The 14,365-nt window shown below is 36.2% G+C and carries 16 protein-coding genes and 1 riboswitch; of the genes, 14 read left to right on the top strand and 2 right to left on the bottom strand.

Translation table 11 applies throughout. From position 1 onward, the window contains the following. Positions 1 to 371: 371 nt before the first annotated feature. The 10 genes from NH286_RS09660 (at position 372) to thiT (ending at position 9,064) form a co-directional block, all read left to right on the top strand. Positions 372 to 1,535, top strand: a complete 1,164-nt coding sequence (locus NH286_RS09660) for a glycosyltransferase (protein WP_106461096.1) — start codon at positions 372 to 374, stop codon at positions 1,533 to 1,535. Further along, positions 1,504 to 2,505 (top strand): glycosyltransferase family 4 protein, encoded by a 1,002-nt coding sequence (locus NH286_RS09655; protein WP_265238571.1) that lies wholly within the window; start codon positions 1,504 to 1,506, stop codon positions 2,503 to 2,505. Before NH286_RS09660 ends, NH286_RS09655 begins: the two co-directional genes overlap by 32 nt. Continuing rightward, positions 2,502 to 3,194, top strand: a complete 693-nt coding sequence (locus NH286_RS09650) for a hypothetical protein (RefSeq protein ID WP_265238569.1) — start codon at positions 2,502 to 2,504, stop codon at positions 3,192 to 3,194. The genes NH286_RS09655 and NH286_RS09650 overlap by 4 nt, the downstream gene beginning before the upstream one ends. Before the next feature lie 159 nt (positions 3,195 to 3,353). Continuing rightward, a complete protein-coding gene (locus NH286_RS09645) occupies positions 3,354 to 3,710 on the top strand; it encodes a DUF2089 domain-containing protein (RefSeq protein WP_106461089.1) in 357 nt (118 codons plus the stop codon). Continuing rightward, a complete protein-coding gene (locus NH286_RS09640; RefSeq protein ID WP_265238567.1) occupies positions 3,703 to 4,755 on the top strand; it encodes a DUF4097 family beta strand repeat-containing protein in 1,053 nt (350 codons plus the stop codon). Before NH286_RS09645 ends, NH286_RS09640 begins: the two co-directional genes overlap by 8 nt. A gap of 440 nt (positions 4,756 to 5,195) precedes the next feature. Next, the gene (locus tag NH286_RS09635; protein WP_265238565.1) at positions 5,196 to 6,314 is read left to right on the top strand and encodes an EpsG family protein; all 1,119 of its coding nucleotides are present in this window, start codon (positions 5,196 to 5,198) and stop codon (positions 6,312 to 6,314) included. 20 nt (positions 6,315 to 6,334) lie between these two features. Continuing rightward, positions 6,335 to 7,420 carry a hypothetical protein gene (locus NH286_RS09630; RefSeq protein ID WP_265238563.1) on the top strand — a complete coding sequence of 362 codons (1,086 nt, stop codon included), beginning with the start codon at positions 6,335 to 6,337 and terminating at the stop codon, positions 7,418 to 7,420. A gap of 19 nt (positions 7,421 to 7,439) precedes the next feature. Beyond that, a complete protein-coding gene (locus NH286_RS09625) occupies positions 7,440 to 7,730 on the top strand; it encodes a hypothetical protein (RefSeq protein ID WP_265215182.1) in 291 nt (96 codons plus the stop codon). 71 nt (positions 7,731 to 7,801) lie between these two features. Further along, positions 7,802 to 8,359, top strand: a complete 558-nt coding sequence (locus NH286_RS09620) for a manganese efflux pump MntP family protein (protein ID WP_265215183.1) — start codon at positions 7,802 to 7,804, stop codon at positions 8,357 to 8,359. 34 nt (positions 8,360 to 8,393) lie between these two features. Continuing rightward, positions 8,394 to 8,488: riboswitch (TPP riboswitch) on the top strand. A gap of 30 nt (positions 8,489 to 8,518) precedes the next feature. Then, complete coding sequence (gene thiT, locus NH286_RS09615) at positions 8,519 to 9,064, top strand: energy-coupled thiamine transporter ThiT (protein ID WP_106461084.1); 546 nt, start codon at positions 8,519 to 8,521, stop codon at positions 9,062 to 9,064. Positions 9,065 to 9,152: 88 nt separating this feature from the next. Here the strand turns inward: thiT and NH286_RS09610 are convergent, their stop codons facing one another. Together NH286_RS09610 and NH286_RS09605 are read right to left on the bottom strand one after the other, a co-directional pair. Then, positions 9,153 to 10,763: a hypothetical protein gene (locus NH286_RS09610; RefSeq protein ID WP_265238561.1), complete on the bottom strand. Its 1,611-nt coding sequence runs from the start codon at positions 10,761 to 10,763 to the stop codon at positions 9,153 to 9,155. Further along, on the bottom strand, positions 10,756 to 11,499 hold the full coding sequence (locus tag NH286_RS09605) for an ATP-binding cassette domain-containing protein (protein WP_265215188.1): 744 nt from the start codon (positions 11,497 to 11,499) through the stop codon (positions 10,756 to 10,758). Before NH286_RS09605 ends, NH286_RS09610 begins: the two co-directional genes overlap by 8 nt. A 144-nt stretch (positions 11,500 to 11,643) precedes the next feature. Between NH286_RS09605 and NH286_RS09600 the strand changes: the two genes are divergently transcribed. The 4 genes from NH286_RS09600 to NH286_RS09585 are packed head-to-tail and all read left to right on the top strand — an operon-like array spanning position 11,644 to position 14,122. After that, positions 11,644 to 12,003 carry a GntR family transcriptional regulator gene (locus NH286_RS09600; protein WP_265215190.1) on the top strand — a complete coding sequence of 120 codons (360 nt, stop codon included), beginning with the start codon at positions 11,644 to 11,646 and terminating at the stop codon, positions 12,001 to 12,003. Next, on the top strand, positions 12,000 to 12,683 hold the full coding sequence (locus NH286_RS09595) for an ABC transporter ATP-binding protein (RefSeq protein ID WP_265238559.1): 684 nt from the start codon (positions 12,000 to 12,002) through the stop codon (positions 12,681 to 12,683). Before NH286_RS09600 ends, NH286_RS09595 begins: the two co-directional genes overlap by 4 nt. Continuing rightward, positions 12,683 to 13,489, top strand: coding sequence for a hypothetical protein (locus NH286_RS09590; protein WP_106461079.1), 807 nt, complete (start codon positions 12,683 to 12,685; stop codon positions 13,487 to 13,489). Before NH286_RS09595 ends, NH286_RS09590 begins: the two co-directional genes overlap by 1 nt. Positions 13,490 to 13,501: 12 nt before the next feature. Next, positions 13,502 to 14,122, top strand: coding sequence for a type IV conjugative transfer system protein TraE (locus tag NH286_RS09585; protein ID WP_265238557.1), 621 nt, complete (start codon positions 13,502 to 13,504; stop codon positions 14,120 to 14,122). Positions 14,123 to 14,365 lie beyond the last annotated feature (243 nt).

The following is a 14,365-nucleotide window of genomic DNA, read 5'->3' as shown; positions in this document are numbered from 1 at the left end:
TTCTTGCTAATTTATTTAAACTTATTTCGCCTTCTTCGTATTCTTTTATTACTTTTTTCTTTAATTCTAAACTATATTTTTTCATTGCAGCCTCTTTTCTAGCTACAACTTTTGGGGAGTCCTACAGACCATGCGGAAGGTCCCTTGGGGCTCCCCCTTGAGACGGAGATTCAATAGTAAATAATAATCGTTTAATAAAAGATAAAATAACGAAGAATTAAATTAAATAATAATATTATTATCTTGGATAATAAAACAAAAAATTATTATATTTATTATAAAAAAAGGGGTTTTAGGGGAAATACCCCTAAAATAATCTTATCTTGGATAAGACCCCCAAATAATGGTATTGTTATACTAGTGAGGTTTTTATGAAAATTTTAATTACCAGTGATTGGTACTGGCCTGTTGTTAACGGGGTGGTACGATCTGTTTTGAATTTAAAAAAATATTTAGAGGATAAGGGCCATGATGTGAGAGTCCTTACCTTATCTAATACTACGAAATCTTATAAGGATGGCAATGTTTATTATGTAGGAAGTCTTTCTGCCAAAAAGATTTATCCCCAGGCTAGGGTTTCTAATCTTTTGGCCTCTTCCCATCTTAAGGAGATTAAGGAGTGGCAACCTGATATTATCCATTCCCAGTGCGAGTTTTCTACCTTTTTGATGGCTAAGAGCATCCAGCGAGATTTAGAGATTCCCCTTGTCCACACCTACCATACGGTTTATGAGGACTACACCCATTATTTTTCCCCATCTGAAAGGGCGGGTAAGAAGATGGTGGCAATTGCTTCTAAGACTTTTTCTAAGCTTTGTACTAGGATTATTACTCCTACTGCCAAGACTGAAGAGTTGCTTCTTAAGTATGGGATTGAGAAAAATAAACTTGATGTAATTCCTACAGGTATTGCTATGCCTGAGTTTTATGATAAAAAAATCCTGAGAAAATCACTTGGTATGGCTGATGATGAGAAAATCATTATCTATTTGGGTAGGCTTGGTGAGGAGAAAAATATAGAAGAGGTCATGGCTTATTACGATAGGCTAAAAGATCCTACTATAAATCTATACATAGTTGGGGGAGGCCCATACCTTGATAAGCTTAAAAAATATGCAGCTAACTTATCCAAAAAGGTGATTTTCACCGGTATGGTTGATTCAAATTCTGTTAACCGCTATTATCAAGCGGCTGATATCTTTTCTTCTGGATCAGTTTCAGAAACCCAAGGTCTAACTTATTATGAGGCTCTTTCTAATGGGACCATTGCCCTTTGCAGGAATGATTCGGTCCTTGATGGGGTCATTGTAAATGGCTTTAATGGCTTTAAATATAATGATTTTGAAGAATACGAAAAATTTGTAAATAGGGTATTTTCAGATTCTGAATATAAGGAGCTTCTTGAAATAAACGCTAAGGAATATGCCAAGGAGAATTTTTCGGTTGAAAGCTTTGGCAAGAAATGCGAAGATGTTTACCAAAAAGCAATAAAGGAATACGTCCATGAAGGTATTAATATATTCAAAAGATTATGAAACAGTCAAAGAATCTGGCGTAGGCAAGGCTATTGACCACCAAAAAAAGGCCCTAGACCTTGTAGGTTTTCCATATAGTCTGGATGAAAAAGAAGATTTTGACCTAGTCCATATAAATACCACTTTGCCAGGAGCAGTTTTTTTTGCACACAAGGCAAGAAAGGCTGGCAAGAAGGTAGTCTATCACGGCCATTCAACCATGGAAGATTTTAAGAATTCCTTTATTTTTTCAAATGAACTTGCCCCACTTTTTAAAAAATGGCTAGTTCATGCCTATAGGCAAGGTCACATAGTCCTAACCCCAACCCAGTATTCTAAAAATATCCTAGAAACTTATGACCTTGATAGGCCAATTGAAGTTGTGTCAAATGGAATAGACCTAGATTTTTGGATAGAAAAAAGTGATGATAGGGCGAATTTTTATAAAAAATATGGCCTAGACCCAAATAAAAAATCAATAATATCTGTGGGCCTTCCCATAAAAAGAAAGGGCATAGATGATTTTATAGAGCTTGCAAAAAGGATGGGTGAATACGAATTTGTCTGGTTTGGCAAGCTTGATAAGAGTCTAATGAGCCCGGAAATAAAAAAAGATATTGACCAAGCACCAGATAATTTCCACATGCCTGGCTATGTTACAAGCGATGAATTGAGGATGGCTTATTCAGGTTCAGACCTCTACGCTTTTTTAACCCACGAGGAAACAGAGGGCATAGTTCTTTTAGAAGCCCTATCTACAAAAGCCCAAATCCTAATAAGGGATATAGAAATCTTTGAAGATGGCTTTGTGGACGGAGAAAATATCTATAAAGGAAAGAGTCTAGATGACTTTGAAAGTAAAATAGGGGGCATCCTTGAAGGAAAGCTTGCGGATTTAAGCGAAAAAGCCTACAAAATCGCCCAGGAAAAGTCGATTGCAAATACAGGCAAAAGATTAGTTGAAATCTACAGAAAGGCGATGAGTCTATGAGATCTATAATAAAATTGACAGGAGCCCTAATAATCTTTATCCTAATACCAAGTATAGTAAGCACCTTATTCTTAGACCTAAACAAGACCGATGATGTAGGGATGATAATGGCTCAAATGTGTATAATAGCTATGGTTGTCATAAGTTTTTACTTGGCAAGTAAGACAATTAGAAAATATGAAGAAAAGACCTTGGAATTGATTGATAATCAAAAAGATATAGAAGGCCTAAGAGATTTAAGAGAAAAAAGAATAACTTACAAGTCAAAGGCAGCTATCACAAAGGAAATCTTAATTAGAGACCCAAGCCTATCTGAGGCGGAAAAGCTCAGAAAATACACGAATAGGACAGAAGATATGGCCCACTACTATGCGGCGCTTCTGGCAGAGGCAAGTCCAGAAAAAAGAGAAGAAATCAAAATTCGTAGAGATAACTTTAAGAAAAAATACGGCCACAAGGCCCTAGCCTACACAGACTTTAAGGGTAATCTTACCACATCAATTAAATGGTTGGGAGCCTTCTTTATAGCCTTTGCTCTTACAGAGCTCTTAAAGGCCTTGGGAACAAACTTAGGCTTTTACCTAGCAGTAAGCTTCATCCAAGCAGGAATCCTCGGAGCCTACATGATAAACACCATAATTTGGCTATCAAGAACAACTAAATCTTATTGGGATAAGGAATATATATAAAGATCTGACTTAGGTTGGGTCTTTTTATTTGGGAAGGAATTAAATATCGCAAGATATACAATCAAAATATCAAATATTTTAAAATAAAAACTTAAAATAATTAATTTTAACTTTACAAATATTAAAAGACCTAGTATAATTTAGACAAAAGGAGGGGCTATGATTAATAAATGTCCAAATTGTGGTGATCAAATGGTGATTACTTCCTATAGATGCAATTCATGTTTTACAGAAGTAAGTGGTGAGTTTGAGATAGATAACTTCTCAAAATTAGACAAAGAAGATAAAGAATTTATAGAATTATTTTTACAAAAAAGAGGTTCAATTAAGGATGTTGGAGAAGAAATAGGTATTTCCTATCCAACAGTTAGAAATAGGATTGATAAGATAGTAGCAAAACTTGGCGGCAAAATTGATAAGAAGAGTCATAGGCTAGATATCCTAAATATGCTAGATAATGGCGAGATTAGTCCAGAAAAAGCCAAGGAACTTTTAGAGGAGATTAATAATGACTGAAGAAAAACAAATGATTTTAAATATGCTTAAGGATGGCAAAATCACAGTCGAAGAAGCTAGTGACCTCCTTGCAGCCATAGGCGATAAGAAAAAATCTGACAACGACTTGGGTGGAAAAATCACCTCAGCAGTTGATAATATAATTAAAAAGGCGACTGAAACCCTATCAAATATCGACCTTGATAATATGATAGATTTAAATAATTTTAATATTAAGGGAGAATTTAACACCCACAAGGATATTAGGATTGATGATGAAATAGATAATATTAATATCGACCTAGTAAATGGAGATATAATTGTAGAAAAGGCTGATGATCCTGGAATTATCTTAAGCTATGATATTTATTCAAAAAAATCTAACCTTGAAGATTATTTAGATGTAGAGATAAAAGATGGAAAGCTTTCAATAAGTCAAAATGAAGCTTATAAGAATGTCCAAGCCAGCGTAAATCTAAAGCTAGCCCTAGGCAAGGCTCTTTATGAAAATCTAAATATAGATTCTGTAAATGGCAAGGTTGAAGTGGCAGATGTTGACTTTGATAATTTAAATATCGATACAGTAAATGCCAAGATTAACCTTATAAATATTAAGGCTGCCATTGATATAGACAATGTAAATGGCAAAATTGATATTAAAAACACCTTGGGTAAGCTTTCTATAGATAATGTAAATGGTGCTATTTACTTGGCAAATCTAAGGGGAGAATTGGCTGAAGTTGATACTGTAAATGGCAATGTGAGAGTTGATGGGCTTGAAAGCGATAAGTTTAGCGCAGATTCAAACCAAGGCTCAATTAGAGTTTACAATATCAAAAACACCAAAGAGATTGACTTAGACACAAGAAATGGTGCTGTGGTTGTTGATACAACAGATTATCCAGGGGAGATTAGGGCCTTTGTAGAAAGCCCAGCTACAAATGTGACAGAAAAATTTGAAAACAAGATTAAAACAAGCACAGGATATGAAATATCAACAACAAATGATGAAGCAGACCTAGAAATCAAGGCTAGCACAGGCTTTGGTAGGGTATCAATTAGATAGAAATTTATAGGGGCTGTTGCAAAATTATGAATAACTATCGTCCCATCACTAGAGGGTTCTTGTGGAAAATTTTTGGCCTAGCCTGCCGGCTCGTGGAGGCAAAATTTTCCACAAGGTTCATCTAGTGATTTGGGGCGATTTATTCATTCTGCAACAGCCCCTTTTTTCTTGCAAACAAAAAATCCACCGATCTGGTGGACTTTTGCTTTTGAGTTAATCAAAAATATTAGCCTTACAAAAACTGAGGGTAAGTTTTTGTTTTAGAAAACAGTTTGTATTAAGGAAGAGTTAGTCGATTTCTATCTGTTTTCCATCTTTATAATATATGAGTATTGTTTATTTCATAAAAAGTTTGTGTAAAGTCTTTGTAAAATTTTAAAGTTTCTCATTTTAAATAATTCTGACCAATGGGGTATAATGAGACCTAAGAGAGGATTATTTTGGGATTTACATTATTATTTTGCTTAGAGCTTTTGATGTTCATTTGCTTTAGCCTTATAAAATTTAATAAAAAATATCAGAAAAATCTGGCAATCTGTGCAATGTTTGGCCTTATGCTAATTTTTTCTGCCACAAGGGGATCAGGGGATGCTGATTATTACAATTACTTGTGGTTTGCTAGAGATATTGGCACAGATACTACTAAGCTTTTTGATTCCCATTATGCGGTGGAGTTTTCCTTTAGGTTGACAGCCTTTATAGTCAATCTTTTGGGTCTATCTCGCCAATGGGTTATAGCTTTTATGAATCTTTTGTCAATTGGACCGATAAGCTATGTGGTGGCCAAGAAATCTAGGATGCCCTTTTTATCTGCTATAATTTTCATGCAGACATTTTTGCAATTTGATATGCAAACATCAAGAACAGCCACAGCAATAGGTTTAGGAGTTTTGTCCATATATCTAATGACAGAAGAGAAAAATATCTTAAGCATCTTGGCCTTTATCTGGGCCTATAGCTTTCATAAGTCAGCCGTGATTTTGTTGCCATTTTTGATATATCTTAAGTTTGACTTATCAAATTTAACTAAATCAATAATAGTAGGATTTAGCCTGGTGGTATCGGTATTTTCTAAGCTTTTATTTGGCATTTTGGCCAAGGTCTTAGGGGCTGTGGGTCTTGCTAGAATGGCGACAAAGATTATAAATTACACCTTTGAGGGGCAATTTGCCTATGCTATGAAGCTTTATGACCCAAGGATTATTTTCGCCCTGGCCCTCTTTGTCATGACTATCATGTATTTCGATAAGGGGACTTTTAAGAAAAATACGATTGATAGTGCGGCAGTAAAGGCTGTATTTTATGGGCTTGTGGTAGTCCTTGTCTTTAGGTCATCAACAGCAATAGCCTTTAGATTTAGTTCGTTTTTTACAGTCATGCAAATATTTTTGATTCCGCTTTTGATAAAGGAAGTGAAGGAAAAAGATAGTCTGGCTGTTTTTATGCTAATCTTGGCAGTCCTAGTATTTGTCTTGCCATACGCAGTTTATATAGCAGTAGACGCTCCACCATATGATTTCTTTTTTACTAACCATATGGCTATTAATTCATTGCGATAGAAAAAATGAAAGGGTATAAAATGAGAAAAGTTACAACATATCAACTAATTGAAGGGATTAAGAGAAATTTGCTTCTTCTTATTATCCCACCTATATTATTTTTTGGCCTAGTTTTGGGCCTTGGCCTTCATAAAAATGGAGGGACATATGAGGCTTCTGCTGTTTTGATTGCTGCAGCTGAAGATGGGGAAGAGGTTTCTTACAATAAACTTGTTTTAAATGAGAAACTTGCCAATATTTATATGGAAATTTTGAAATCGCCTGATCTTTATCAAAAGGTAGCTGATGCCCTCGAAGTGGGAGGATCTGATTTAACCTATAGTGATGTGATGGCTAGAGCAGACTACGAGGTAAATCCTCAGGCTGGCCTTATTTCCTTCACTTATAGGGATCAGGATAAGAAAAGGGCTGCTGATAGTCTTAAGTCTATTTGTGAAAATTTTAAGCTAATGGCTAAAGACTACTTAAATGCAGATAATTTCGCCTACCTACATGATGTTTTAGTAAATAAGGCATCAAAGACAAAGACCTATATTTTCTCTGTGGCAGCTGGTCTTGCTGGCTTGTTTTTAGGGCTTATTATCATAATTATTAAGACCCTTATGTCTGATAGGATAGCAAGCTTGGATGATTTAGCTGAGCTTTCTTATCCTGTGCTTGGAAAGAGTGATGAACTTACAAAGATTAAGGCGAAATTAGCCTATAAATACAAAAATGGTGTCATTGGCCTTGCTAGTCTTGGCAAGGATACTAATGGTTTTGCAGAAAACCTTGCAAGAGAACTTGCTAAGAATAAAAAAGTTCTATTTGTGGCTAGTGAAGATAAAAAAATAGAAGATTTTTTTGCCTATAAATATTTAGGGGAAAATCCAAGCCAAAGCATGGATACAGATGACTTTGCTAAGGATATAGCAAGATATAAAGAAGAATATGACTATGTAATAATAGATGAAAAGGATGAAAAAGAAGCCTTTCTTGCGGCTGGTATTGAGGATATGAAAATTATCCTGGTAAACAATAAAACAAGGAAGGCTGACCTAGATAAGCTTATAAGAGATTTGAAAGATTTGGGTCTTTCTGAGTTCGGGGTGGTTTATTATCAATAGATTAGTGGTAATTGCCCTAATGATAATCCTTGCAGGATGCGGGAAGACTGAGACTTCTTATAAGGGTATAGATATTGAGGAAAGGCCAAGTACCGGCATTAAGGTCAAAAAAGAAATATCTGTAGGCCTTGATTACATGGTTAAGGAAGAAGCTGAAATTTATTCTGATAAGGATGAAAAGACTGCCTTTGACAAAATCCCTAAAGATAGCGTGGTGAGGGTAATCTTGGAAGAGGAAGATGGTTTTGTTTATGTAAGTCTTGCTGGGCAAAATTTCTATATAAGGGCTGATAAACTTAAGGAAATCTAGAGTTTTGATTTGCATTTTTCTTTCCTTCTGGTTAAGTAAAAAAGCGTTGTGTAATTAGCTAGGAGGAAATTTTGGATACTGCATCATTACTTATTTTATCTGTTGGCCTTGCTATGGATGCCTTTGCAGCTAGTATTTTCAAGGGGCTTTCAGAAAAAACTCACTCTATTAAAAACAGCCTATCTGTTGGCCTATGCTTTGGGTTTTTCCAAGCCCTTATGCCTGTTATCGGCTTTTCCTTGGGGAGGAATTTTGCCGAAGAAATCAGGGCTATAGACCACTGGATTGCCTTTTTCTTGCTTTTAATCTTGGGCATACAAATGATTAAGGAATCAAGAGAAGAATATTGTGAATTAAATTATGGCTTTGACTTTTTATCCCTAGCCAAGATGGGGATAGCTACATCAATTGATGCCCTGGCAGTGGGTGTGGGCCTTGCCTTTTTAAATATTGATATAGTAAAGTCAGCCTCAACTATTGGAATAATCACCGCAATCTTATCTGTGATTGGTTTTAAGATTGGATCAAAACTCGGTCTAAAATCTAAGCAAATGGCAGAGCTTACAGGTGGCCTTATCCTAATTGGCTTAGGGATTAAGATTTTGATTGAACACTTATTTTTTCATTAGTATCTTTGCATACTAATATAAAACTGTATAATATTTATATCACTAGGGGTGCCGACTTTTAGTCAGCTGAGATCATACCCTTAACCTGATCCAGGTAATGCTGGCGGAGGTAAGTGCTTTATACCTCTAGCAAGTATTGTGTAAAGGAGGTATTTTTTTATGAAGAAAAATTGGTCAGTAAAGATGTTGACAGAAGCAGGAATTATGATTGCCTTATCATTTATTTTAGGCAGAATTAAGCTATTTTCTATGCCACAAGGTGGTTCAGTAACAGCAGGCCAAATGATTCCACTTATTATATTTGCAATTAGATATGGAGCAGGCCCAGGTATCCTTGTAGGTGCTGTATATGGAGTTTTAGATATGCTTTTAGGCGGTTCAATCTTCCACCCAATCCAAGCCTTTCTTGACTATCCACTAGCTTTCGGAGCTTTGGGACTTGTAGGATTTTTCTCAGAATCATTTAACCAAAGACACGAACTTAAACCAGTTCTTTTTGGAACATTCTTAGGTGTATTTGCAAGATTCATCTGCCACGTCCTAACAGGGGTTATTTATTTTGGATCCTATGCACCAGAAGGACAAAATGTTTGGGCTTACTCAATAGCCTACAACGGAACCTTCCTAGGTGTTGAATTTATAATAACAGTAGTAATAATCCTATTGCTAAAGAAATTCATCACAAGGGATATGGCAAAATTATAGAAAATAAAAACAGGGATTCTGACATAAAAACTCCTCCATCCGTATTCCGGATTTTGGGGTTCAGGTCAGTAGTCCCTGTTTTTTAGTCTTAATTTTTCAACCTAAAGGTCTTAGGCCCTATTTTTAAAATCAAAAGACTAGTTATAATTGTAAATAATAGAATAAAGACAGATGAGCCGATAACTAGGATTGGGGTCTTTATTCCTCCGGTAAATCTTATTGCATTGAAGCAGAAGATATAAACTACCATATCTATTGCGCCTGATATCTTGCCGACCTTGGCTCCTTCAGCATTAAAAGGCTGAAAGAGGTAATATTGGGCAAGGGGCAGGCTTGTAAAAAATACTCCCGCCAAAAGTATATAGGCAGCTGCTTCTAGGGCAAAGATATAATCAGTCCTGTTAAGCCTTAAAAATACGCCAACAAGGCCAAGCACATAAACTATGGCAGGTATGGCATTTATTTTTAGAAGGGAGATAAGCCTTGCCCTGTACATAGTTAGAAGGTTTGTAGGCTGTCTATAAAAACCATAAGGGATTAGGCCTTGGTCGCAATTTATGAAAAAGGCTGTTAAGATATTATCCTGCTTGCAAAGCATGTAAGTAGCAAGAGGGACGAAGATTACCAGCATTTCAACAAGGTCGCCATCTATATTCTTCTCAAATAATGGTAAAAAGCTTATCAAAATTGTAAGAAGGGCGGCTAGGATTCCTGACTTTATAAGGACAGGCTTAAGCAAAATCCTCCTGTGCCTTCTAAAAAATATATTATTGAGGTAGGCAAAGCCCTCGCCTTTTACCTTTTTATTATCAATATCTTTATCCTTAAGTTTAACACTTGCAGCCGGGCTTGCGTCGATTTCTTCCATTAAATCATCATATTCTCTGAGGGACTTTTCTATGATAAACCCGTACTTATCAAATTTCCTAAAATAATTTATAGCTATTATAAAACCAAGACCAGAGCTTATAAATACAAAACCTAAGAAAATCTTATCTGAAATGTCTTTAAAAAGCATGAGATAGGTCATTAGGAAAAAGACCAAGATCATAAAAAATAATTGGAAAAATCCATTTGTAAAGAATCTTTTTCCAAATTTAAGGTCAATTTCTAGCCAAAAAGCAGAGGCTGCAATTTCTGTAAAATATAAAGCCAGAGAAAAGCCTAGGCTTAGTATAGGATTAACCCTTGCCATTAAGTAGAGGGCAACCATTAGGACTATAGACCTTGTAAAAAATCTCAAAAGGGGTGCAAAATAAAGCTTTGACTTTATTATTTCTTCTGAGCTAAAGCGGAAGTTTTGATAATATTTTTTAAGGTCAGTTAAATCAGCTCCAACCAAATCTTTAAGTAGGGCCATGACCCAATAAAAATAAAGGGGAATCAGCATGGAATAGGCCTTATCCCAGTAGAGAGCTCTCTCATAGGCTGGCTTAAAAATACCATAGGCCCATCCCAAGGTGACTCCCACAAAGATGGCTACGATGCCAAAGGATAGGAGGGATTTGATAAGGCCTTTTATCAGAGTGAAGATCGGATAGAGCTTGTGGATTACTTGCTTAGGGCTTTCAAATTTATACTTGTCACCCAAATATTTCCCTATAAAGGGGATGTGCCTAAAGGCCCAAATTATGCCATTAAAGGCCTCTGATAATTCAATTTTTTGTCTTATAATGAACATTGACAAGTTCTTATTCATCTATCTTCCTCAATTCTTCATCAAGCTTAAGAGATTCCTTTTCTCCAGAAAGTAAGCTAATAATCTTATCTTCAAAATCAGGATTTTTGATGAGATTTTCCTCGACCTTTTGGAGCTTCTTATCAGATAAGAGGACGATTTCATCACAAATATCCTTGGCAAGTTGGAGGATGTGGGTTGAGAAAATAATTATATGGTCGGCGTGGATTTCCCTTATTATTTTTTTCATCTCAAGCTGGACTACCACATCAAGGCTTGTAAGGGGCTCATCCATGAGGATTACCCTAGGCCTTAATATCAAAAACATCAGCATCTGAATCTTATTTTTCATGCCGGTAGAATAGCCCTGTATTAGTCTATGGCTATCTTCCATCTCAAAGTCAACTAGGTCAAAGTATTCCTCGATTGTTTTACTAGATTTAATATTTTCCTTATTAGCTTCTATAAAAAATTTGATAAATTCATAGCCTGTTAGAAATTTAGGGAGCTCTGGCTCAGCTACCATGAAAAATATATCCTTAAATTCTAATTTTCGCTTAATCCCATTTTCTTCTAAAAAAACTTCGCCATTATCCTTATCAAGGCCATCAGTTATTAGCCTAAAAAGAGTAGTCTTACCTGATCCATTTCTTCCCAAAAGTGCATAGATTATCCCCTTTTCAAAGGTAAAAGATGCATTATTTAAGACTTCCTTTTTGCCAAAGGATTTGGACAGATTTTCTATAATTAATTTCATAATATTCTCCCTAATAAAATTCTTTGTTAATCATTATACCATAGACAAAAAAATTTTTAAAAAGACTTGCAGTCGTAAATTTAGGTGGTAAGATTGTATTAAGATAATAATACAGTAGTACAAAATCAGAATAGAGGTGAGTAGATGGATTTTGATGAAAGTAGACCAATTTATATCCAATTGGTGGAGGATTTCAAGATTAAAATCTCAACAGGAACTTGGCAGCCTGGAGCAAAGATTGACTCGGTTAGAAATCTTGCTACTGCCTATAAGGTCAATCCCAACACCATCCAAAGGGCCCTGGCAGAACTTGAAAGAGAAGGCCTTTGCGAAAGCCAGAGGACAGCTGGCAGGTTTGTAACAGAAGATGAGAAAAAGATTGCAAAGCTATCCGACAGGGCCTTTAACAAGATAGCAGATGACTTTATAAGCGGCATGGAAAGCCTAAATATCAAAAAGAAAGATGCTCTAAAAGAGCTTGACGAATATTGGGAGGAATTATGATAGAGATTAAAGGTTTGACCCTATCCTACGGAGGTAGGAAAGTTTTAGATAATATGAACCTAAAGCTAGATGATGGCAAGATTGTAGGACTTGTAGGAGAAAATGGTACTGGTAAGTCTACCCTTATGAGAATCCTAGCAGGTCTTGAGAAAAATTATAAGGGAGAAGTCACTATAGGAGGCCAAAGGCCAGGCGGAGAGACTAACAGCCTAGTTTCTTACCAACCAGACCACCTTCCTTTTTATCCATCAATGAGGGTAAGGGAGATTGGCGACCTTTACAAGAGATTTTATAAAGACTTTGATATTTCAAGGTATTTTAAACTTTTAGCATCCTTTGGCATCGACAAGGACCTAAGGGTTAAGGAATGCTCCAAGGGAATGAGAGATAAGGTCCAAATTGCAGCCACCCTTTCAAGAAGGACAAAGATTTACCTTTTAGATGAGCCAATGACAGGCATTGACCCAAAGGCAAGACGTATTATGCTAAAGACTATAATAGAAAATTTTGACTACCAGGGAATCTTAATAATTTCAACCCACCTAATAAGCGAAATCGAGAGAATCCTTGACCAAGTCATAGCCATCTCTGAAGGGAAAATCATCCTTGATAAGGGAGTAGATGAAATAAGAGAAGAAAACCACATGAGCGTAGAAGATTACTTTACGGAGGTCTTATAATGAGAAAATTAATCGGACTTTTATTCAAAGAAGATATAAAAACAGTACTCTCTTGCATGTTAATGCCCCTAATCTTGGGGATTACAGGCATGATCCTTTATTCGGCAACAGGCTTTGAGCCCTTATTTGCCATAGTCGGCATAGGGGCAGTGGCCATGTCCTTTGGTCCCCTTGTAGCCCTTGTATTTTTGGCCAATAACGATAACAGGAGATTTTATAAGGACGGGGCTTCATTTTACACCTGCCTTCCTTATTCATCAGAGAAAATAAACCTAGCCAGGCTAATGAACCTTGTAATCATGGGATTGATCATAGTGATAATTTCCATAATTAACCTCTTTGCCTTTGTAGCAGTAAATCCAGGAGAAGCCCTAAGCTTTGGAGAAATTATAAGAGAAGTCTTTAGGCTACTTGGAACAATAAAAGGAGAAATGTGGATAGCAATCATCAAAACCCTAATAATAGCCCTAGGAGCTGGTCTGGTTTTAGCACAAATGATAATGGCAACCAACACTCTAGCAGTATCAAGTCCTTTTAATAAACTAGGGAAAATGGCAAATGGTATGATTTTAGCAGTTCTATTTATAGGTCAAGCCTACCTATATCTAAAAGTCTTTGGCCTTTTAGCAGATACTCAGATAATAAAAATGGTAGAAGTTGCTCAAAATAGCGCCCAAGTCGGCATAAGCACCTTTGATTTTACCCTAGGATCCTTCCTAGCAGTCTTAGGAGTCCTTTTAGCCTTTAATGGTCTTTACTTTGCGATGATAAATTATTTCCACAAAAATAAACTATCAGTCCAATAAAAGGAGGGACTTATGGTAAAGAAAATACTAATAGGCCTGGCCTGCCTAATTCTAGGCCTAATAGGTCTTAACCTATATATCTTTCACCAAACACCTAATTTCATGAGAAACAACGAGGTCGATGGAGTCAGAATGGAAGCAAAAATAGAATATGACGAAAGAGACCCAATCACCAAAACCCTAAGGGCAGAAGATTATAGAAATTTAAGCAAGAAAAGACTTGAAGGGATAAACGATAAAATTGCCGGTAGAATTGAGGGAGATATCCCATCAATCCACCTAAACCAAGGTGGTGGCTTTACTTTAACCTTCTACAAAGATGACAAAAAAGTAGACCCAGAAGACTTAAGCGTAAAAATCACAGCCTACGCTTCAGACTACAGGGACCCAGATAAGAAAAGAGAAATAAAGCTAGATCAAATAAGCGCTGATAATAAGACCTATATTTACAAAACTAAGAGATATTCAATACAATACGAGAAATATTTCATAGAATATCTAAGGGTAGAAGTTGCTTATAAGATAGGCGGCAAGGAATACCTATCAGTATTTGCAACAAACCAAGATAACGCCGATGATGGGACAGACTTTTTCAAAAATGAAGACTTGGAACATCCAAAAGAGGTAGACTAGGGAGCCAGGCTCCCTAGGACCTTTTTTTTATTATCCAAGATAATATTATTATTTACTTTTTTTCTTCGTAATTTTATCACATAATAAATGATTATTATAAACTTATCTCTTCGTTTAAGGGGGAATCCCTAGGGAACGTTTCGCACGTTCCCTCATCGGATTCCCCCTTACACCCCCTTTCCGTTACACCCTCCGAGCGACCCCTCGCGGGGAAAAAGGATGTTTGCTACGCAAACTTTTGGT

The organism is Anaerococcus sp. NML200574 (genome assembly GCF_026131665.1).
GTDB classification, from domain to species: domain Bacteria; phylum Bacillota; class Clostridia; order Tissierellales; family Peptoniphilaceae; genus Anaerococcus; species Anaerococcus kampingae.
Note: the sequence above shows the minus strand (reverse complement) of the source record. Positions and strands in the feature narration are given on the sequence as shown.

Coding starts and splice junctions, on each gene's coding strand:
- NH286_RS09645 (WP_106461089.1), top strand. CDS start 3,354: ATGATTAATAAATGTCCAAATTGTGGTGATCAAATGGTGATTACTTCC.
- NH286_RS09660 (WP_106461096.1), top strand. CDS start 372: ATGAAAATTTTAATTACCAGTGATTGGTACTGGCCTGTTGTTAACGGG.
- NH286_RS09590 (WP_106461079.1), top strand. CDS start 12,683: ATGAGAAAATTAATCGGACTTTTATTCAAAGAAGATATAAAAACAGTA.
- NH286_RS09640 (WP_265238567.1), top strand. CDS start 3,703: ATGACTGAAGAAAAACAAATGATTTTAAATATGCTTAAGGATGGCAAA.
- NH286_RS09655 (WP_265238571.1), top strand. CDS start 1,504: ATGAAGGTATTAATATATTCAAAAGATTATGAAACAGTCAAAGAATCT.
- NH286_RS09600 (WP_265215190.1), top strand. CDS start 11,644: ATGGATTTTGATGAAAGTAGACCAATTTATATCCAATTGGTGGAGGAT.
- NH286_RS09595 (WP_265238559.1), top strand. CDS start 12,000: ATGATAGAGATTAAAGGTTTGACCCTATCCTACGGAGGTAGGAAAGTT.
- NH286_RS09585 (WP_265238557.1), top strand. CDS start 13,502: ATGGTAAAGAAAATACTAATAGGCCTGGCCTGCCTAATTCTAGGCCTA.
- NH286_RS09625 (WP_265215182.1), top strand. CDS start 7,440: ATGATAATCCTTGCAGGATGCGGGAAGACTGAGACTTCTTATAAGGGT.
- NH286_RS09630 (WP_265238563.1), top strand. CDS start 6,335: ATGAGAAAAGTTACAACATATCAACTAATTGAAGGGATTAAGAGAAAT.
- NH286_RS09650 (WP_265238569.1), top strand. CDS start 2,502: ATGAGATCTATAATAAAATTGACAGGAGCCCTAATAATCTTTATCCTA.
- NH286_RS09605 (WP_265215188.1), bottom strand. CDS start 11,499: ATGAAATTAATTATAGAAAATCTGTCCAAATCCTTTGGCAAAAAGGAA.
- NH286_RS09610 (WP_265238561.1), bottom strand. CDS start 10,763: ATGAATAAGAACTTGTCAATGTTCATTATAAGACAAAAAATTGAATTA.
- thiT (WP_106461084.1), top strand. CDS start 8,519: ATGAAGAAAAATTGGTCAGTAAAGATGTTGACAGAAGCAGGAATTATG.